At 31.5% G+C, this 19,051-nt stretch carries 21 protein-coding genes and 1 pseudogene; 8 read left to right on the top strand and 14 right to left on the bottom strand.

All coding sequences use genetic code 11. The annotated features are described in order from the left end of the window. Positions 1-25: 25 nt before the first annotated feature. Positions 26-880, top strand: coding sequence for a carboxymuconolactone decarboxylase family protein (locus FMM56_RS04325; protein ID WP_223811467.1), 855 nt, complete (start codon positions 26-28; stop codon positions 878-880). On the opposite strand, the gene FMM56_RS04320 is transcribed toward FMM56_RS04325, so the two are convergent. Continuing rightward, positions 869-2,227 (bottom strand): phosphomannomutase/phosphoglucomutase, encoded by a 1,359-nt coding sequence (locus FMM56_RS04320; RefSeq protein WP_411675348.1) that lies wholly within the window; start codon positions 2,225-2,227, stop codon positions 869-871. The two genes, FMM56_RS04325 and FMM56_RS04320, sit on opposite strands and share 12 nt — an antisense overlap. A 110-nt stretch (positions 2,228-2,337) precedes the next feature. On the opposite strand from FMM56_RS04320, the gene fliL reads away from it, so the two are divergent. The 5 genes from fliL to FMM56_RS04295 all read left to right on the top strand — a co-directional run bounded on the left by fliL (position 2,338) and on the right by FMM56_RS04295 (position 5,703). Then, positions 2,338-2,874, top strand: a complete 537-nt coding sequence (gene fliL / locus FMM56_RS04315) for a flagellar basal body-associated protein FliL (protein WP_150139890.1) — start codon at positions 2,338-2,340, stop codon at positions 2,872-2,874. Positions 2,875-2,902: 28 nt separating this feature from the next. Next, on the top strand, positions 2,903-3,259 hold the full coding sequence (gene acpS, locus FMM56_RS04310) for a holo-ACP synthase (RefSeq protein WP_150151643.1): 357 nt from the start codon (positions 2,903-2,905) through the stop codon (positions 3,257-3,259). A gap of 179 nt (positions 3,260-3,438) precedes the next feature. Beyond that, positions 3,439-3,813 (top strand): adenine-specific methyltransferase EcoRI family protein, encoded by a 375-nt coding sequence (locus FMM56_RS09195; protein WP_150207863.1) that lies wholly within the window; start codon positions 3,439-3,441, stop codon positions 3,811-3,813. Then, a complete protein-coding gene (locus tag FMM56_RS04300; RefSeq protein ID WP_150207861.1) occupies positions 3,804-4,637 on the top strand; it encodes an adenine-specific methyltransferase EcoRI family protein in 834 nt (277 codons plus the stop codon). Before FMM56_RS09195 ends, FMM56_RS04300 begins: the two co-directional genes overlap by 10 nt. After that, positions 4,576-5,703: an HNH endonuclease family protein gene (locus tag FMM56_RS04295; protein ID WP_150207859.1), complete on the top strand. Its 1,128-nt coding sequence runs from the start codon at positions 4,576-4,578 to the stop codon at positions 5,701-5,703. The genes FMM56_RS04300 and FMM56_RS04295 overlap by 62 nt, the downstream gene beginning before the upstream one ends. A 108-nt stretch (positions 5,704-5,811) precedes the next feature. Here the strand turns inward: FMM56_RS04295 and FMM56_RS04290 are convergent, their stop codons facing one another. The 6 genes from FMM56_RS04290 to exbB all read right to left on the bottom strand — a co-directional run bounded on the left by FMM56_RS04290 (position 5,812) and on the right by exbB (position 10,228). After that, a complete protein-coding gene (locus FMM56_RS04290; RefSeq protein WP_150207857.1) occupies positions 5,812-6,375 on the bottom strand; it encodes a hypothetical protein in 564 nt (187 codons plus the stop codon). A 130-nt stretch (positions 6,376-6,505) separates the two neighbouring features. Continuing rightward, a complete protein-coding gene (gene hisD, locus FMM56_RS04285; protein WP_150140272.1) occupies positions 6,506-7,792 on the bottom strand; it encodes a histidinol dehydrogenase in 1,287 nt (428 codons plus the stop codon). A gap of 9 nt (positions 7,793-7,801) precedes the next feature. Next, a complete protein-coding gene (gene hisG, locus FMM56_RS04280; RefSeq protein WP_150140270.1) occupies positions 7,802-8,701 on the bottom strand; it encodes an ATP phosphoribosyltransferase in 900 nt (299 codons plus the stop codon). 57 nt (positions 8,702-8,758) lie between these two features. Next, positions 8,759-9,427 carry an energy transducer TonB gene (locus tag FMM56_RS04275; protein WP_150140268.1) on the bottom strand — a complete coding sequence of 223 codons (669 nt, stop codon included), beginning with the start codon at positions 9,425-9,427 and terminating at the stop codon, positions 8,759-8,761. After that, positions 9,424-9,813 (bottom strand): TonB system transport protein ExbD, encoded by a 390-nt coding sequence (exbD, locus tag FMM56_RS04270; protein ID WP_150140266.1) that lies wholly within the window; start codon positions 9,811-9,813, stop codon positions 9,424-9,426. The genes FMM56_RS04275 and exbD overlap by 4 nt, the downstream gene beginning before the upstream one ends. Further along, positions 9,806-10,228: a TonB-system energizer ExbB gene (gene exbB / locus FMM56_RS04265; protein WP_150140264.1), complete on the bottom strand. Its 423-nt coding sequence runs from the start codon at positions 10,226-10,228 to the stop codon at positions 9,806-9,808. Before exbB ends, exbD begins: the two co-directional genes overlap by 8 nt. 249 nt (positions 10,229-10,477) lie before the next feature. Between exbB and FMM56_RS04260 the strand changes: the two genes are divergently transcribed. Further along, on the top strand, positions 10,478-10,897 hold the full coding sequence (locus FMM56_RS04260) for a PepSY-like domain-containing protein (protein WP_150207854.1): 420 nt from the start codon (positions 10,478-10,480) through the stop codon (positions 10,895-10,897). Between the two features lie 108 nt (positions 10,898-11,005). Beyond that, positions 11,006-11,450 (top strand): annotated as a pseudogene (locus FMM56_RS04255) (DUF411 domain-containing protein). Here the strand turns inward: FMM56_RS04255 and FMM56_RS04250 are convergent. From FMM56_RS04250 to FMM56_RS04220, 7 genes are read right to left on the bottom strand one after another with little or no spacing between them, the layout of a single operon-like run. Further along, positions 11,447-12,811, bottom strand: a complete 1,365-nt coding sequence (locus FMM56_RS04250; protein ID WP_150140259.1) for a glycosyltransferase family 2 protein — start codon at positions 12,809-12,811, stop codon at positions 11,447-11,449. The pseudogene FMM56_RS04255 and the gene FMM56_RS04250 sit on opposite strands and share 4 nt — an antisense overlap. Next, positions 12,811-13,788: a galactosyltransferase-related protein gene (locus FMM56_RS04245; protein WP_150207852.1), complete on the bottom strand. Its 978-nt coding sequence runs from the start codon at positions 13,786-13,788 to the stop codon at positions 12,811-12,813. The genes FMM56_RS04250 and FMM56_RS04245 overlap by 1 nt, the downstream gene beginning before the upstream one ends. Beyond that, positions 13,789-14,736 carry an SIS domain-containing protein gene (locus FMM56_RS04240; protein ID WP_150140256.1) on the bottom strand — a complete coding sequence of 316 codons (948 nt, stop codon included), beginning with the start codon at positions 14,734-14,736 and terminating at the stop codon, positions 13,789-13,791. Positions 14,737-14,745: 9 nt separating this feature from the next. After that, entirely contained in the window at positions 14,746-16,401 is a 1,656-nt protein-coding gene (locus FMM56_RS04235) for a polysaccharide biosynthesis/export family protein (RefSeq protein WP_150140254.1), read from the bottom strand. After that, the gene (locus FMM56_RS04230) at positions 16,401-17,510 is read right to left on the bottom strand and encodes a capsule biosynthesis protein (RefSeq protein WP_150140252.1); all 1,110 of its coding nucleotides are present in this window, start codon (positions 17,508-17,510) and stop codon (positions 16,401-16,403) included. Before FMM56_RS04230 ends, FMM56_RS04235 begins: the two co-directional genes overlap by 1 nt. After that, complete coding sequence (locus FMM56_RS04225) at positions 17,507-18,169, bottom strand: ABC transporter ATP-binding protein (protein WP_150140250.1); 663 nt, start codon at positions 18,167-18,169, stop codon at positions 17,507-17,509. The genes FMM56_RS04230 and FMM56_RS04225 overlap by 4 nt, the downstream gene beginning before the upstream one ends. Next, the gene (locus FMM56_RS04220; RefSeq protein WP_150151566.1) at positions 18,166-18,948 is read right to left on the bottom strand and encodes an ABC transporter permease; all 783 of its coding nucleotides are present in this window, start codon (positions 18,946-18,948) and stop codon (positions 18,166-18,168) included. The genes FMM56_RS04225 and FMM56_RS04220 overlap by 4 nt, the downstream gene beginning before the upstream one ends. Positions 18,949-19,051 lie beyond the last annotated feature (103 nt).

Genomic DNA, 19,051 nt, shown 5'->3' with positions numbered 1-19,051 from the left:
TTATAATATACTTTAAGGAGTACACATGAAAAGACGTAATTTTTTAAAGAAAAGCGTTATTTTAACAGCTTTATTAATGAGTTTTAACACGCTTTTATTAGCAAAGGAGAAAGAAATGAAATTTACAAAAACGGCACAAAAAAATTTTGACAAACTTTTTTCAAATACCAAATCGCCATTAATTGACTTAGCACAAAGCGATACTGAGTATTTTGAAAACTATGTAAATTTTGCCTTTGATGAGACGTTAAGGGCGTCAAATTTAGAACTTAAAGAATATTTGTTAATAAGTCTAGCTTGTTTTGTATCAATCCCTGCATTAAGTGAGTTTAAAATCACCCTAAGGGCAGCCTTAAATAACGGCGTTAATCCAGTAGCCATTAAAGAAATGATTTATCAAGCAAGTGCTTATGTAGGAATGCCTAAAGTGCTTGATTTTATAAATGCCACAAATGAAATTTATAAGGAATTTAATATAGCCTTGCCACTTAAAGAACAAGGCAGGGTTAAGTATAATGAACGTTTTGAAAAAGGGCTTAGCGTTCAAAAAAAGATTTTTGGAGATATTATTGATAAAGCAAATGATGAAACTCCTAAAGATTATAAGCACATTAGAACCTTTTTATCGGCTAATTGTTTTGGGGATTATTATACAAGACAGGGTTTGGATTTACAATTTAGAGAACTTTTAACCTTTGTTTATTTAATCTCTATGGGAGGGGCTCAAGAACAAGTAAAAGGACATGTAAGAGGAAATTTAAATATGGGCAATGACAGACAAAGGCTTATTAATGTGGTAACTGCCTTAATCCCATACATAGGCTATCCTAGAAGCTTAAATGCCATTAATGCGATAGATGAGATTAGCTTAAAGGCTTAAACTATTTAATATATCAAAAATAGTTTTTTCAAGCTCACTTGCCCTTTGCTTTGTAGTGGCTTCAAAACGAGTTATTAAATAAGGACTGGTATTTGAAGCCCTTAAAAGTGCAAAACCATCGTTAAAATTTATCCTTACGCCATCTATCTCACAATATTCTTTAACGCCCTTTAAATTCGCATTTTTAACCACTTTTTTAAATTCTTCAACTATCTTAAATTTCTTATCCTCATCTACACTTATTTTAATCTCAGGCGTGGTATAAAGTTTTGGCAAAGTATCAATTAAACCTTGTAAATCAAAGCCCTTATAAATTAATTCCAGGGTGCGTAAAAAGGCATAAATTCCATCATCATAACCAAAATATCTATGCTTAAAAAATATGTGACCACTAACTTCTGCTGCTAAATCAATATTTAATTCTTTCATCATTTTTTTAATATTTGAATGCCCTGTTTTTCCCATAAAAATAGTGCCAAATTTAGCCACCTCATCAAAAAGATTTTTAGAACACTTCACTTCTGCTAAAATTCTAGGATTATCAATATCCCTTGCCAACAAATAACAAAGCTCATCCCCACAAAATATATGATTTTTGTTTAAAGCCACCATTCTATCAGCATCTCCATCAAAAGCAAAGGCTATTTTTGTGTTAGGATTTTTTTCTAAAAATTCTTGTGCTTGTTTTAAATTTTGCGTTTCAGTAGGGTCTGGTGCATGGTTTGGAAAATTGCCATCAGGTTTTGCAAATAAAATACTAGATCTTAAATTTAAAGCCTTCATTAAGGGTTCAATCACAACCCCAGCCACTCCATTTGAACAATCAATTAAAAAATCATAATTAAAGCTTTTTAAATGAGCAAATTGCTTACTCATAAAATCAACATACAGGCTTAAAATATCATAATTTTGAGCTCTCAAATCATCTTTTATATCATCGTTTAAATGCTTACTAACTTCTTTTGAAAGTTCTTTTAAATCTTGTCCAAAGAAACTCTCCCTATTAATAGTGATTTTGAAGCCGTTATAATCCTTTGGATTGTGAGAACCAGTTATCATAATATTTGCGTCAAATTTTCTGCCTTCAAATAAGCTAAAATACCCTAGTGGAGTAGGCACAAGCCCTATATTATAAATACTTATACCAGTAGCATTTAGTCCACTTACAAGATAATTAAAAAGTTCATTTGCACTATATCTTGCATCATAACCCACGCTTACATTTTTACAAGCTTTTTCTAGCATTTTTTTACCAAGACAAAAACCTATTGCCTTAACGCTTTTTTCGTTTAATTCTTTGCCATAAAGCCCTCTTATATCATATTCTCTAAAAATTACATCTAACATTAATCTATCCTTAAATTTCATAAAATTTCCAAATTTACCTTAAAAAAATTTGGAATGAAAAAAAAAATTTGCTACAATTTTACATTAAATTCATTAAACAAAGGGAAATTATGGAAGAAGAAGTAGTAGAAGGTGGCGAGGCGAAGAAGAAAAAAAGTGGGTCCTTTGTCATTATAATAGTTATTTTGCTATTTGTCTTGTTAATCGGCTTTATGGGCGTTATCGCTTGGCTTATTACTTCAACTTCAAGCGATGAAAATGTTACAGAAGCACCACAAGAAACAAGCAAAAATAAAAATATAGCTAAAAAACAATCTGGTTCTAGGGGTAGTGATTATTCAAATATAGGTCCTATGTATCCACTTGACCCATTTACCCTAAATTTACTAAGCGATAGTGGCACAAGATATGTAAAATGCACTATTCAACTTGAACAAAATACCGAGCTTTTACAGCCAGAACTTGAAAAAAAGGTGGTTGTTATAAGAGACATTATCATTAGAACGCTTACTTCAAAAACCTATGAAGAAGTAGGCACTGCAAAGGGCAAGGAAAGATTAAAAGATGAACTTGTCGGTAAGATTAATGAAATTTTAACCGATGGCTTTGTTAAAAATGTCTTTTTTGCTGACTTTGTAATATCATAAAGCAAGATTTTCTTGCTTTTTTAACATGATAAAAACGGGTTGTGATTTAGTAAGCATTAATCGTATAAAAAGATTACATGATAATTTTAGCACTAAATTTTTAGATAAATTTTTAAGCAAAAAAGAACAAAAAATAATTCATTCTATAAATTCAATAGCTGGTTTTTGGGCTGCGAAAGAGGCCTTAAGTAAGGCCTTGGGTGTTGGAATTTCTAAGAAGTGTAGCTTTTTTGATATAAGAATTTGTAAGGATAAAAATGGCTCACCCTTTTTTAAATTCTCAAAAAAACTTAAAAAATATTTTAATATTAAATCTTCAAGCCTTAGTATATCTCACGATTTAAATTTCGCAATGGCCGTTGTGGTTGTGGATATTAAAAATTAATTGCTGAAAAACATCTGCCTTTTATTTTTTAAATAATCCTTGTTTAGTACAATTTTAATATTCTAAATTTTTTTAAATTAATATCATTTTGTATAAGCAAACAAAAAAGGCATATTTGCATAAATTTAAGTTTTGATTTTATATAATTTTACTCATAAATACTAGCAAAAAGACTACAAATGGCAAAAAATGACAATTTACACAATGCTAAGGAAGCCAAGAAAGACGAGTTTTACACGCAACTTAGCGACATAGAAAACGAGCTAAAACATTACAAAGAACATTTCAAAGACAAGGTTATTTTCTGCAATTGCGATGACCCTAAATATAGTAATTTCCACCGATATTTTAGATTGAATTTTGAAGTTTTAAGCTTAAAATCCCTAATTACCACGCATTACAATAAAGATGGCGATTCTTACGCAGAAAAACTCACGCGCGAAATGGTCGCCAAAAACAAAGAATATATAAGTCCTAGCCTTCTTGATAAAGACACAATAAGAGAGAGAGAGAGAGAAACGACTTCCAAAAGAATCCTCCACAAATTACGCTAAAACAAGGCGGTGATTTTCGTAGCGATGAGTGCATAAAGTTCTTAAAACAAAGCGACATAGTCGTAACAAATCCTCCATTTTCTTTATTTCGCGAATATGTCGCGCAACTAGTGGAATATGATAAAAAATTTGTGATTATCGGCAATCAAAATGCTATAACTTATAAAGAAATTTTTAAACTTATTAAAAACAATCAAATTTGGCTTGGCTCAAGTCTATCTTATTGTGCCTTTAAAGTACCTAGTGATTATGAAGAAAAGACTACAAGATTTTGGATAGATGATAATGGACAAAAATGGCGTTCTATGGGAAATATTTGCTGGTTCACAAACCTAGACATTAAAAAACGACACGAAAATTTAGAGACTATCGCTAGTTACTATAAAGATTCTAGTAAATATCCAAAATACGACAATTATGACGCTATAAATGTGGATAAAACGAGCGAGATTCCGCTAGATTATGAAGGTGTTATGGGTGTGCCAATAACCTTTTTAGATAAACACAATCCCGAGCAATTCGATATTTTAGCATTAGGGATAGTAGGTTCTATTGAATTTAGCTGTAATAAAAAAATGGAAATTTTAGATAAAAATGGCTTGCCAACGGGAAAATTTACCTTTAATGCCAAAGGAACGCTTTATAGAAAATTTAATCCAAAAACTGATGAAAAGCCGGCATTTCAAGATTGTGAAACAGGAGAGTTGTATTCTAGTATTTACGCAAGAATCCTAATCAAAAACAAAAATCCAAGGAAAAACAATGAAAATAGACTTAAAACGAATAACAATCCGAGATTTAGTAAAAGACTATTTCAACGATGAGGAGACTTCGCAAGTGGGCGAGTATAGCGGAAATCTAAACATTCGCCCAAAGTATCAAAGGGAATTTGTCTATCAAGAAAAACAACGAAACGCCGTGATTGAAACGATTTCAAGGGGCTTTCCGCTAAATTCGATTTATTGGGTAAGGCAGACGGAGGATAAGGATTCGCCCGAATTTGAGGTGTTGGACGGACAGCAACGAACGATTAGTATTTGCGAATATTACGAGGGCAATTTTTCTGTCAATGAACGATATTTTCACAATTTAGAAAATAACGAACAAGAGAAATTCTTGAATTATGAATTGATGATTTATATTTGCGAGGGAAGCGATAGCGAGAAGCTAGAATGGTTTAGAGTGATAAATATCGCTGGCGAGAAACTAGCCGAGCAAGAGCTAAGAAACGCCATTTACACGAGCGCGTGGCTAAGTGATGCAAAAAGGCGATTTAGCAAAAGAAATTGTCTAGCCGAACAAAAAGGCAATAAATACATAAACGCGATGGTAATAAGGCAGGAGATTTTGGAGCTAGCTTTAGGCTGGATTACGGGCAGAAGCTATGAGAAAAAAGGCGATGATAAGGCGATTTGCGAATATATGGCAAAGGCGGCAAAAGATGAGAAAAACTCAGATAAATTATGGGGATATTTTTGTAATGTGATTGACTGGGTGGAAATGAAATTCCCAAAATATCGCAAAGAGATGAAAGGACTAGAATGGGGACTTTTCTACAATGAGTTTAAGGATAAAAGCTTGGATAAAAACGAGCTGGAGAAAAAAATCTCGGCATTAATGCAAGATGACGAGATACAAAGCAAAAAGGGAATTTATGCGTATGTGCTAAGTGGCAATGAAAAGCATTTGAATTTGCGCATATTTAGCGAGAATATCAAGCGAGAAGTCTTTGAGGCGCAAAATGGAATCTGCAAAAAATGCAACAAGAAATTTGAAATAGAACAAATGGAAGCAGACCATATAAAGCCGTGGAGCGAAGGCGGAAAGACAGAAAAGCAAAATTGTCAAATGCTTTGTAAGACTTGTAATAGAACTAAATCAAATAAGTAAAAATTTGTGGTGCAAAACACCACAAACATTAATTGATAGTTTTAATTTCCTTAAAGTTTATCCAAGCAAAGATTTCTACTATAACTGAAACAACTAGTAAAAAGTAGATTATAAACCAACCAAAAAAAGGTATAAAAATAAAGAATAACGATAAAGTATAGGCTGCTTTAGCAAAAAAGTATAAAGGAAAAATCTTTCATTTGTAGCAAGGGCTAGTACTTTGTAGAATCTGTAATAAAAATATATACTTGCAAGAAACATTATAAAGCCTATTATGATTAAAGTATAACCTCCACCCCAAAGTAAAGCAGCTATATTGAAAAATATAAACAACATACCAAAAAAGAAGAGTTCAAAGGCTAAGAATATGTTAGGTACTAAGGATACCTTTGCTATTTTAGCTATACTCATAGAAGCTAGTACTAAAAATACAAAACCTATTCCCCAAAAAAACCAACCAGCACTTGGTATCATAAACAAAAGCGAACAAACCAAATAAATATAGGCCTTTAGCTTGATTGGCGATAGACTACCATCATTAAAAGAATCTAGTGAAAAGCTCTTTTTCATGATAAAAACGCCCTTTGCGTTATTGCCATCGACTTCAAAATCCACTTGTGCATTTATCAGCGAATTTATACTTTGACCATCTAAATTCCTAATCTCATCCAAGACAAATGAGTATCTATTACCATCATCGCCACTTATAGTAACGTATCTAAGATAATACCACGTATAATGCTCCTTTTAAAGAATTTCAAAAGTAGCATTATATTTTTTTTAATTCTTGCTTTAAAAAAGATTATGTTAAGGCTTGTAACCTAAAGCTTACAGCATTTTTATGAGCATCTAGTGATTCTGCTGCTGCTAAAAGTTCAATGCTTTTTCCAAGGGCTTTAAAGCCATCACGACTTAATTCTTGCAAGGTCATTTTTTTAGTAAAATCAGCTAAATTTAGGCTTGAATGCGTTTTAGTTAACCCATAAGTTGGTAAAACATGATTTGTCCCACTTCCATAATCCCCAACTGACTCGGGAGAATATGCACCTAGAAAAACCGACCCTGCGTGTTTTATATCACTAACTAAAGCCCTTGGATTTTCAGTTTGTATTATTAAATGTTCTGGGGCGTAAAAATTTGAAATTTCTACAGCTTGATTTAAATTACTAGCTATGATAATCCTTGAATTTGCTATGCTTTTAGTGGCTAGTTCTTTTCTTGATAATTTTTCAAGTTGAAATTTTACTTCTTCATCTGCTTTTTTTGCAAATTCCTTGCTTAAACATACTAAAATAACTTGCGAGTCAGCCCCATGCTCGGCCTGAGAAAGTAAATCAGAAGCTACAAATTTAACATTTGCCCTCTCATCAGCGATAACTAAGACCTCGCTAGGTCCAGCTTGCATATCAATGTCAGCTCCATTAATATCAGCACTTACTTGTGCCTTGGCCTCTGTAACAAAGGAATTTCCGGGACCAAAAATTTTATCCACCTTGCAAACTGAATTTGTACCATAAGCTAGGGCTGCAATCGCCCCTGCCCCACCCATTTGATAAATCTCATCTACTCCACATAAATTCGCACAATACAAAATAGCATCATTTATCTTTGCAGGACTTGCAAGGACGATTTTTTCACATTTTGCTATCTTTGCAGGAATGGCTAACATTAGGGTAGTTGAAAGTAAGGGGGCAAGTCCACCTGGTATATAAAGTCCTACCTTATCAATAGGTCTGCTAACTAACTCACACACTACGCCCTTTATGGTTTCAACCCTTATAGATTCAAAAATTTGGGCCTCGTGAAATTTTTTGATATTTTTATAAACAAAATTTATAGCCTCTTTTAACTCTGTATTAACCCTTTTACTTGCCTCTTCAATCTCATCTTTACTAACTTTTATGCTAGAAATTTCAACCTTATCAAAATTAAGGGCTTGTTCGATTAAGGCAACATCGCCTCTTTTTCTAACATCACTAATAATATTTTTAACTATCTTGCTAAGTTCATCCTTAGCACTAATTGCAGGTCTTTTTAAAACTTCTTTTTTTTCATTTTCATTTAAATCATTATAAGAAACAATTTGCATTTTTTCTCCTTATTTAAGCATTTTTTCAATAGGTAAAACTAAAATAGAACTAGCCCCTTTTAATTTTAAGGCCTCCATAGTTTCCCAAAATAAATTTTCCTTACTTACCATATGTAAAGCAACGCTTGTTTCATCGTGTGCAAGTGGTAAAATAGTAGGGTGTTCAAGCCCTGGCAATAAAGAAATAATATCATCAAGCTTATCTTTTTTAATGTGAAGCATGATATATTTACTTTCTCTTGCTTGCATAACCCCACTAACGCGAAGTAAAATTTTATCTACTAATTCTTGTTTTTGTGAGTCTAACTCGCTTTGCCTTTGTATCAAACAAGCCCTTGATTCATAAATCGTTTCTACCTCTTTTAAGCCATTTGCTTGTAAGGTAGCCCCACTTGAAACTAAATCACAAATTCCATCAGCTAAATTTGCCCTTGGGGCTACTTCTACTGAACCTGTTAAAAGACAATTTTTATAATTTATATTATGTTTTTTCATAAATCTTTTTAAAAGCTGAGGATAAGAAGTAGCTATTCTTAGTCCTTCAAAATCCTTTATGCTTTCAAATTTAGCATTTACGGGCAAGGCAAGTGAGAGTCTGCAATATCCAAAATCAAGCTTTTTAAGATTTTTATATTGTATATTTTCTCCTAAGGACTTTCTTTCAAGTTCGTTTTCTTCTAAGACATTTTCGCCTATAATGCCAAGGTCTACAACCCCATCAAAGATAAGCCCTGGTATATCATCATCCCTTACTCTAAATATATCTATGGCTAAATTTGTACTTACTGCAATCAAGCTTTGTTCGTGTATATGCATTTTAACGCCACACGCCCTTAAAAGTTCTATTGATTCTTTTGATAATCTACCCGATTTTTGAATAGCTATACGCAAACGACTATTATTAAGCATAATTTATCCTTAATTAAATTTAAGGCTTGATTTTAGCATAAAAGTCTTTAAAATTTTCTACTTTATTAAAGAATATGCAATAGGCATTGTAATGCGTGCGTCATTTTTATAATATGGGAAAAAATTTGCTGCCTTTTTTATGCTTGCTATGGCGTTTTCATCTAGGACTTTATGACCTGAGCTTTTAAGTATTTTGACATAACCTAGACTTTTATTTTCTTTCCATAAAAATTCTATTGTTACTACGCCTTCTAGGTGCATTTTTCTTGCTTGTCTTGGGTATTCTCTTACTGATTCAATAGCCTTTCTCATTTTTCTTAAAAAGGCATTATCATCACTTTGGCTAAAGCTTTCAAGGCTTGGACCTTGACTTGAGACTTCATTTGCAACACTTGCTACATTTTCATTTGTATTAACTACACTTGGTACAGGCTGAGCTATTACTTCTTTTCTAATATGCTTTTTTTTATGGTGATGCTTTTTAATGGGCTTAATTATAGGTTCAGGTTTGCTTACTACCGGTGTGGGTGGCTGAGTAGTTGGCATAACTTGAGAAGCTGGAGTGCTAACAAATTGTTTCATTGCTAGAGAAAAACTTTCCTCTCTTGGCTGAAAATCTAGTTTAAAAAATACCACAGAAGAAAATAGTAAAAACATTAAAGGAGAAAAAAATACAAAGGTTATATAAAGGGCGTGAAATTTATGGTGTGTAATTAAGGCATTCATCTGTTTTTCTCCGTTAAAATTTGGAAATTTTCATGTTCTTTTGCTTTAAGCATGTCAATTACTTGTACAAAGCTTTCAAATTTAGCATCCTTATCGCTTTTTAATTCTACGATAGTAGCCTTTTCTAATAAATCTATATGCGTTTTAAGCGTTTCAAGCTGAACTTCTTTATCATCTACATAAAAAATATTGTCCTTATCAATGGCAATAATTAATTTTTGTTTATCATCATCTATACTAACGCTATTTTCACTAGGTGGTAAATTTACCTTAATCTTTCCATGGGCTATAAAGGTTGAAATACTTAGCACAATGGCTAATAAAACTAGCATAATATCTATAAAAGGGACGATATTTAAGCCCTCATTATGTGGTAATTTAAGCATTTTTTTGCCTATAAGCATTGCTTAAAAGTGCAGTTTTTCTAAGCAATGCGTTGTACGCCATAAGAGCTGGTATTGCTACTAAAAGCCCAAGAGCAGTAGCCTTTAAGGCCAAGGAAAGTCCTATAACAATGGCCTTAACATCTATGTTTCCAGCCAAACCCATTTCATAAAAGGTAACCATAATGCCTATAACCGTGCCTAAAAGCCCTATATAAGGGGCATTTGAGTATATTATATAAATAGTCGTTAAATTCTCACTTATTGCATCATCAAAGTTTTCTTGATTAGCAAAATCTGAAAAATTAAGCTTTCTAAAAAATAAAATTCTTTCAATAACGCACCAAAATGCGATAAAGGCCATTAAACCAAGTATAGCAAAGATAATTATATCTATGTATTCTTTTAAAAATTCCATATCAAAGCTCCAAAAATTTTTGATATTATATATCATAAAAATAAATTTTACTTTAATATATATTATCATTTTTCTTTAAAATAAAAACTTAAAATAGCTATATTTGTAAAAAAATCACCCAAATTTATCCTATCTTACATAATAATACTAATCAAAATGTAAAGCTTTTTGAGAATAAATTTTTAGTTCACTTTAAATTCACAAAAATAAGTTACACTTTCATAAATCAATTTTTTAAAAGGAGAAAAAATGAAATTGAAATTAGGACTTTGTGCTATGTTACTTAGTGGTTTAGCTTATGCTTATGATGTGGTGATTCCTGCAAATCAACTTCCAGCTAATGCCCAAAGCTTTATTAACACTTATTTTAAGGGTGTTACTATAGGACTTGTTAAAAAGGATTTAGATTCTTATGATGTTACCTTAGCTGATGGTACTGAGATTGATTTTATCATAACAGGCGAGTGGAAAGATGTGGATGGCAAATATAAGGCAATACCTACAGGCTTTTTACCTGCAAATGTAGTTCAAAAAGCATCATCTACTCAAGCAGGTGCTCAAATCATTCAAGTAGAAAAAGAAGTACACGGCTACAAATTTAAATTTAACAATGGCATGAAAGTATATACCGATGCAAATGGTAATATTTTAGGTCAAAAATTTGATTAAAAACTTCTTTACTTAACCTTTCTAAATTTTGTCCCTTTAGGGCAAAATTTAATAACAAATTCAATTTTTTAAGCTATCATTTTTTAAAAATCTCATAAAGGCTACAAAATGAAAAAATGGCTTATATATCTTGCTTTGCCACTTTGTTTATTTAGTAAAAATATAGAAGTTTATGGAAGTGCTTATTGTGGTTGTTGTAAGAAATGGGTTAAGCATATTAAAAATAATGGCTATAAAGTAAAATTTGCATGAGAGTAATGAATTTTATAAGATTAAAGAACAAATGAAAATTAAACCTGAATATCAAAGCTGTCATACAGGAATAATTGAAGGATATGCTATAGAAGGGCATGTACCTGTATCTGCTATAGAATGGCTACTTGAAAACAAGCCTGATATCATAGGGCTTTCAGTACACGGTATGCCACAAGGAAGTCCTGGAATGCAACAAGGCATAGAAGAAGAATATCCTGTAATTTTACTTTTAAAAGATGGAACAAATCGCTTATATGGGTATTTTAAAGGCGATAAATTAATCAGCAAAGCCCCTTAAAAAATTCTTAATATTTTAAGTATTTTTACTATAATCTTACCCGTTTTATACGAGTAAAAATTTTTTACCTTTTTTATATATTTATTGTCTTTTTCTTTGTTTTCATCAAAGTGTATATAGGGGTAATTTTTGAGATTTTCTTTAAAGGTGATATTATCTTTTTTGCATTGATAAAATTCTTTTTTTAATAAGCTTGGCAACAAAAATAAGCCCTTTAAGCTTTTATAATTCATTAAAAAAACATAACCTAGTCTAAACTCATAATCATTTAGTAAAGATGCTACCCCAAAAAGAGACGTTCTTTCAAAAAGGGGTTTTAATTCTTTTAATCTAGCTTTTAAATTTAAGGGGTCTTTTTGTATATATAAGATATTAAGGGCATATTCTAAAAAATAAGGCATAAAAATTTGCTTTGATAAAATAGAACTTTCATCGCTATTTTTTTCAAAAAACTCAGCCATTGAAATACAAAGCAAAAGCCAACTATAAGCTTGTTGATAACGTTTAAAGCTTGAAAAATCATCATTAAAATGCTTATATAAATCATACAAATAAGAACTTTTTTCTATACTATTTTTTTTATAATTCATAGTACTACCAGCCCTTAGTATATAATTATAAACTTGTTTTGGATAAATATAAATATTTTTAGCCTTTGTGAAAAGAATAATTCCAAAAAGTGTATCTTCAAAGATTACCCCATTTACAAAGTGTAGTTTTAAATTTTTTAAAAAATTAAAATTTATCATTCCTTGCCAAGTAAACCAAAATAAGGGCAAGGGTTTTTCGTGCTTATCAATATTTAAAAGCCATTCTTTTGAACTAATCACACATTCATTTTTATAACCATAATCTTGCATAAGGGTATTAAAGGTGCTTTTTTTAATATGCATTATCATTTTATAATCAAACCAAAGCACGTCGACATTTTTCATTCTTTCAACGCATTCTTCAATGCAAGTTAGGTTTAAAAAATCGTCACTATCCACAAAGATTAAATAATTAAGGTCTAAGATATTAAACTTTTGTTTTTTTGTATAAATTTGTTTTATTGTATTTGAATTTATAGCCTTAAAAGTATATAAATTTTCTATCTTTTCAAATTCTTTAAATTCAAAAACCCCACTAAAAAAATCAATGCCTATGTTTCTAGTATGTGCTTGGCCACCATTAAGCTTATCTATAAGTATTATTCTTTCATCTTTTAAGGCATAAAATTTAGCAAATTCTAAGCTTTCATCGCTACTTCCATCGTTTATTAACAATATGCTTAATTTTTTATAACTTTGATTAATAATGCTTTCAAGGCATTCTTTTAAATAAGGGGCCACATTATAAATAGGCACGATTACGCCTACCATTAAAGCCCTCTTAAAAATAAAATAAAACGTTCTATACTAAATAATTTTGGGCGATAACTATCAAATAAAATAATATATTTATCAAGTGAAAGTTCGTATTTTTTACAAAGTTCTTCATAAAGCTTTAACAAAGAAGTCTCGTTTGTACTTAAATTTTCGTTGTCAAATTTAATCTTTTCATCGAGTATATCAGCATTTTTTTTATATTGTCTAAAATAAGACCTAAGGCGGTTTCGTCCGTGATAAATATGAAAGGATACCTTTTTTTCAAAAAAATAAGGCAAGGATAAGAAATTTAAATACTTTCTAAAACCCTCACTTAAAATAGGGGATTTATAAAATTTATTTATCTTAAAATCCTTGCTTGGCGTTAAAAGCTTATGATATAAACCAAGCCTTATCATAAATTCAAAGTCTTCTCCTCCACGTCCGACAAAACTCTCATCAAAGCCACCTATTTTAAAATAATCATCCTTTTTTAAAAAAATACTACCACCGCTAGGAGAGGCTATGCCTGAAAATAGGTCCTTTCTAAAATTGATAAATTTTTCAAACATTTCTAATCTATTGCTTTTAAAAAAGCACCTTGACCCCTTTCTTGTAAGGTATAAACAAGGCAAATAAACAAAAGGCTTTTCTCCATTTTTAAGCTCATTTATACAAGAATCAGCAATCTCTTCATCAAAGATATAATCCACGTCCATTATATAAACAAAATCACTACTACAAAGCTTTAAGGCCTCGTTTCTTAATAAACTTTGACAAACTAAGTGAGTGTAAAATTTACCAGAGGCTAACTTGACATTGTCTTTTTTTGTGATTTTTTTAAAGTATTTATCAAAAATACTGCCCCTATCATTGTGCCCAAAGACAAGTTCTACTTCATTACTAGCCCTTTTTAAAATATCCTTTGTTTTTTTAATAATATCCAAAGGTCTTAAATTTAAATCCACAGGAATAGCGACAGAATACTTCACCTACAAACTTCCTATAGCATAAAGTTGTATAATACCTACTATTTTTTCATTATGAGAGACTACTATTTCTTTAATCTTATTTTTTATCATTAATTCTTCTGCCTCAGTAGCCATAGCCTCAGCATCAATTAATTTAGGATTTTTACTCATAATTTCTTGTGCCTTAAAATCAAAACGAGGTCTGTTATTGCCTTTTAAGGCCCTACGCAAATCCCCATCTGTTATAATGCCTACTAATTTTTCATTTTCTACAACTATACAAAGCCCAAGTTTGCCACTAGTCATAACATCTACTAGGTCGTTAAATTCGGTATTTGGATTAACTATAGGTAAATTTTTACTTACCATTACATCCTTAACCTTAGTTAAAAGCTTACGTCCTAAACTTCCTCCTGGGTGAAAAAGTGCAAAATCATCAGGCTTAAATTTCTTAGCCTTCATTAAAGCTGCCGCTAGGGCATCACCCATTGCTAAAGTAGCAGTGGTTGAACTCATAGGGGCAAGTTGCAAGGGACAAGCTTCTTTTTCAACCGATATATTTAAGATAATATCACCTTGCTTTGCTAGGGTTGATTTAATATTTCCTGTCATTACTATAAGCTTAATTTGACGCCTTTTTACAGCAGGTATTATTTTTAAAAGTTCTTCTGTTTCGCCTGAATTTGATATGCTTATAAGAACATCAGCAGGGGTAAGCATTCCTAAGTCCCCATGCAATGCCTCGCTTGGGTGTAAAAAAAAGCTAGGCGTTCCTGTACTTGCCAAAGTCGCTGCTATTTTAGTAGCTATATGCCCACTCTTTCCCATGCCACTTATTATACAACGTCCCTTGGTATTTAAGATTAAATCAACAACCTTGGTAAAATTATCATCTAGCTTATTGCTTAAATCTAAAATGGCCTTAGCCTCTATTTCAAATACTTCCTTTGCAATCTTTAACGCATCCATTTTTACACCTTAAATACTTACCACAACGCTTGTAGCAACGGCAATTTGATATAAAATTTGAGTAATCATTCCAAAAATTTGTAAATTTTGAGTATCAACCTTTGGTAAAACTAAGATAGAATCCCCTGGTTTCATACTTACACTTGAACGATATTTTTCAGCCTTGCCACTTGCCCTAATTACTAAAACCCTTGAAGTATCAGCCCTATCACTATATCCACCTGCTAATTCTATGTAATATTTTAAATTTTCTTTATTTATATACACAAAGGCACCTGGAACAGATACTTCGCCTTGTACTATAACTAGATTATTTTTACTTGGGACATTGATAATATCGCCTTCTTCAAGCACTATAGAAGAATAAGCCTTAACATTTTCAATAACAATTTGCCCCTTAGGTTCAACTTGCTTAGCCCTTTCAATAAATTCTAAAATAGTCCCTGCTTGAGTAGCCCTAATAGCAGCTTGTTCGGCATTTACAGAAGGGCTAGTTAGGGCTATTGTTTCAAGTTCTTTAAGCTGGGCTGCGATTAATTCTTTTTGTGTTTTTGCAACGCTTTTTCTAAATACTTGCAAAGAAGTTATATCAGACATTGCATTTGTTTTAATGATTTTAGATATATCTTCGAGGGTTGAGCCCTTCTTTACAACTAGGCTTTGAATTCCATCGTGTTCTCCACGAATAGTTATACTAATATCCTTTGAAATGTATTCTGGGCGAAATAATACCTCATCACCCGTTTTTAATCTTATATTTGCAAATTCTAGCTTATTATAAGCATTAACATCTAATTTATGATTATCTCCATATGTTTTAACAATGGCATTTGTAACTATAGGCTTAGCTCCACTTACCCTTGCTAAGTCCATTAAATTTTGAATATCATCTGCTAACTCAAAACGAAAAGGCTTTTGTACGTCCCCACTTACAAAGGCATAATTTAAAACATCCCCTACTAAAATCACATCCCCACTTCTATAAGGAAACAACTCCATTTGCCCATTTAATAAAAAATCATATAAATCAACTTCTTTAATAACTTTATTGTTTCTCAAAACTTTAATGTCCCTAAAACTACCATATTCTAAATTTATGCCTCCCGCTTTATCTATATACTGGATTATAGAATCTGAACTTAATCCCTCGTAAAGTCCAGGAGCATTTACATTACCCGTTACAAAAACGCTTACATTTTGATAGGCATTCATATCTGCATAAACAAAGACATTTTGCTTATAAACTCTTCTAACGCTTGATTGTATAACATTTAAAAGTTGGCTATTTTTCACTCCTAAAACCTTTATAGCCCCCACCTTTGGTATGAAAATATTGCCTTGCGAATCAACTACTAAAATTTGGGCATACTCAACAGCTCCCCATATTTTAAGGCTAATTTGATCCCCTACTGCTATTTTATAATCAGGATTATAAAGTCTTTGAGTAAAATTTCTAAAATTTCCACTAAATAAATGTGCACCAAATACTTGAATTTGTTCTTTTTGCATAGTTGCGTTTAAATCTTGGCTTTGTTGAGTTTGAATTGTTGTTTGCTGGGTTGTTAAGTTTTGTTCTGTGCTTTGGCTTGATGCAGCAATCTGACTTACATCAACAGCACCAAAACAAAATATACAAAGGCTTAAAATAATAACTAATTTTTTCATTAATACTTATGCTCCTCTATTATGATTTTTATAAATTTAAAGATACCAAAACACACAGAAAACACTATAAAAGCAGTTATTATATTATAAAGTCTTTCTGGGTATTTTGCGCTATCAGGCAGGGTTGGGCTTTGAACTACTACTAATTGCTTTATCTTCCTAGCTGCTTCTATACGCGAACTTTCAAAAGAAGTAAGCGAGGCCTCGTAGGCTTTTTGAGCAAATTCTGCCTCTATTATTAAATTTTGATACAAAGCCCCTAACTCATTTAGCTTACTTGTTTCTTCATTTGATGAAATTTTTGAATATTCTTTATCAAGTTGCTTTTTTAAAGAAGATAACTCTGCCTTTATTAAAACTACTTCTGGTGCTGTTTCATTCATATAGCTTTGCATGGTTGAGTATTGTGCTTCTTTTTGAGCTATATCCGTTTCAAGCTTTGCTATTAAGGTAGCCTTGGCCTCGGCTTGTTTTAATGGGTCAAAGGTGCCATGTTCGTTTTGAAAGGCTATTAACTCAGCTTGTGCCTTTTGAAATCTTTCTTTATATTTAAAAATTTCTTCTTCTGCAAACGCCATTTGCTCTCTTGCGGCCTTGTGAGAAATTTCATTGATAAATTTTTCACTCTCTTCCATAATGGTCCTTGCGATAAGCAAGGCTGAATCAGGAGTAAAGCCTTCTACGTCAACTACTAAAAGCCCTGTTTTATCATCAGTATGAACCTTAACCCTGTTTTGAAAGTATTGTAAATAACTTTCAGAAGAAGAAGAATCCCAAATTTTAAAAGGTAAGTCTATAAATTGTTCTTGGTAAAGCTTTTTAAGTTCTATTTTTTCTTCTAGCAATCTTAGCATATCGAAAGATTGTATATATCCTTGTAAAAATTTAATATCCTCGCCCGTGCTAGTGCTTGTACTAAGTAAGGATAAAATTCCACTATTTTGTGCTACTTCTCCACTAGTAGAACGAACGCTTAAACTCATAGTACTTACATAACGATTCGCTGCTATTAATACATAATAAACAACAACAAAAATCATTAAAATCCAAACTATTTTAAAAGAATCAAAAATATTTAAATTTTTTATATCATTAAAATTATATTTCATTGTTTTCCTTGATAAACGGCAATTCCTTCTTCTATATCATCATATACAGTAATTGTCCCGTCTTTCATAAATATGATTTTATCACACCATTCTTTAATTTCAGAAACATTGTGCGATACCATAATAACCTTTGATTTACTCAATCTTTCCTTATAAAGCTTAACGCTTTTTTCTCTAAATTTAGGGTCCCCAACAGCCCCTGCCTCGTCTATTAGATAATAATCAAAGTCAAATGCCATACTTAAACCAAAGGCAATCCTTGCACACATTCCAGAAGAAAAATTTTTCATAGGCTCATCAAAAAATTTACCAATTTCAGCAAAGTCTTGTACAAATTGAACCTTTTCTTTTAAAGCCGGTCCATGATAGCCATAAACCCTTGACACAAATTTAACATTATCCCTTGCAGTTAAAGAACCTTGAAAGGCCCCATTTAAGCCAAGTGGCCAAGAAAGTTTTTTATTTGTAACGATTTTTCCTCTATCAGGCAATTCTGCACCACTTAAAAGCTTCATTAATGTAGATTTTCCAGCCCCATTACCACCCATTAGCCCTATAGAACAATTTTCAGGAAATTCAAAGCTAAAATCCTTAAAAATATAATGCCTAGAACCATTAAATAGAGGATATGATTTGCTTAAATTTATTAGTTTTATCATAATCTTCTCGCAGCAGTTAGGGCCTGTCTATTATAATAATAAAAGAAAAGTCCTATAAATAATACAATTGCTAAGCAACAAATAGGATAAATAAAGCTATATTCATCTTGCAAAGGATAATAATCAAAAAAATTATATCTTAAAAGCTCCATTATATGAAGCAAGGGATTAAAATAAAAAATATCAAGCAAACTTTGAGGCATTAACCAAGTAGGGAAAATAATCCCAGAAGTCCAATAAAAAATGATACTAAAATAATTGAGCAAGGTCCTTAAAGGCTCGAAAAAATGCCATACTATAGCAAAGCAAAGCCCTAAACAAAAACCAGCACACATTAATAAAAATATACAAAAAAGCACTTCTAAAATATGCCTTGGGATAACATCTATCCTAAAAAACCAACCAACCACAAAAAGCACGGATATAAATATAGTAAAATAAATACAAAATTCAAGCAAGGTCCTAGCTATAAAAACATGTATAGGCTTTACTGGCTTATAAGAAAAAAGCCCCAAATTTCCAGCAATTCCTCCCATTAACTGAGTAACTATAGTTCTAAACATAAAATAAGGCACAATGCCAGAAACTAAAAACATAAAAATAGAAATTCCCTCAGGCATTACTTGATCATGATATTGTCTAATTATAGTAACAATAGCAGTTATAGTTAAAACAACGCTCATTGGCTCACCAACAACCCAGATATATCCAAGATGTCTATTGCGACCAAAACGCGTTTTTAGCTCTCTAAAAAATAGAGCGTAGATTACATTTAACATAAAAATTATCCAAAAATATTTATAAATCTACTTTATTTTAACTTATTTTTTTAAACGCAAAAATATAATTTATATAAAAATTGTAAAAATAAAAAAGCCTAAA

Source organism: Campylobacter sp. LR264d (assembly GCF_008633895.1).
GTDB lineage: Bacteria > Campylobacterota > Campylobacteria > Campylobacterales > Campylobacteraceae > Campylobacter_D.
This window is presented reverse-complemented; position numbering and strand designations above follow the sequence as displayed.

Bases quoted from the DNA above. Each gene is read 5' to 3' on its own strand.
- FMM56_RS04320 (WP_411675348.1), bottom strand. From the start codon at position 2,227: ATGTTAGATGTAATTTTTAGAGAATATGATATAAGAGGGCTTTATGGC.
- hisG (WP_150140270.1), bottom strand. From the start codon at position 8,701: ATGCTTAATAATAGTCGTTTGCGTATAGCTATTCAAAAATCGGGTAGA.
- FMM56_RS04225 (WP_150140250.1), bottom strand. From the start codon at position 18,169: ATGATAAAACTAATAAATTTAAGCAAATCATATCCTCTATTTAATGGT.
- FMM56_RS04275 (WP_150140268.1), bottom strand. From the start codon at position 9,427: ATGAATGCCTTAATTACACACCATAAATTTCACGCCCTTTATATAACC.
- exbB (WP_150140264.1), bottom strand. From the start codon at position 10,228: ATGGAATTTTTAAAAGAATACATAGATATAATTATCTTTGCTATACTT.
- FMM56_RS04240 (WP_150140256.1), bottom strand. From the start codon at position 14,736: ATGGATGCGTTAAAGATTGCAAAGGAAGTATTTGAAATAGAGGCTAAG.
- FMM56_RS09195 (WP_150207863.1), top strand. From the start codon at position 3,439: ATGGCAAAAAATGACAATTTACACAATGCTAAGGAAGCCAAGAAAGAC.
- fliL (WP_150139890.1), top strand. From the start codon at position 2,338: ATGGAAGAAGAAGTAGTAGAAGGTGGCGAGGCGAAGAAGAAAAAAAGT.
- exbD (WP_150140266.1), bottom strand. From the start codon at position 9,813: ATGCTTAAATTACCACATAATGAGGGCTTAAATATCGTCCCTTTTATA.
- FMM56_RS04325 (WP_223811467.1), top strand. From the start codon at position 26: ATGAAAAGACGTAATTTTTTAAAGAAAAGCGTTATTTTAACAGCTTTA.
- FMM56_RS04235 (WP_150140254.1), bottom strand. From the start codon at position 16,401: ATGAAAAAATTAGTTATTATTTTAAGCCTTTGTATATTTTGTTTTGGT.
- FMM56_RS04295 (WP_150207859.1), top strand. From the start codon at position 4,576: ATGAAAATAGACTTAAAACGAATAACAATCCGAGATTTAGTAAAAGAC.
- FMM56_RS04230 (WP_150140252.1), bottom strand. From the start codon at position 17,510: ATGAAATATAATTTTAATGATATAAAAAATTTAAATATTTTTGATTCT.
- FMM56_RS04220 (WP_150151566.1), bottom strand. From the start codon at position 18,948: ATGTTAAATGTAATCTACGCTCTATTTTTTAGAGAGCTAAAAACGCGT.
- hisD (WP_150140272.1), bottom strand. From the start codon at position 7,792: ATGCAAATTGTTTCTTATAATGATTTAAATGAAAATGAAAAAAAAGAA.
- FMM56_RS04260 (WP_150207854.1), top strand. From the start codon at position 10,478: ATGAAATTGAAATTAGGACTTTGTGCTATGTTACTTAGTGGTTTAGCT.
- FMM56_RS04250 (WP_150140259.1), bottom strand. From the start codon at position 12,811: ATGGTAGGCGTAATCGTGCCTATTTATAATGTGGCCCCTTATTTAAAA.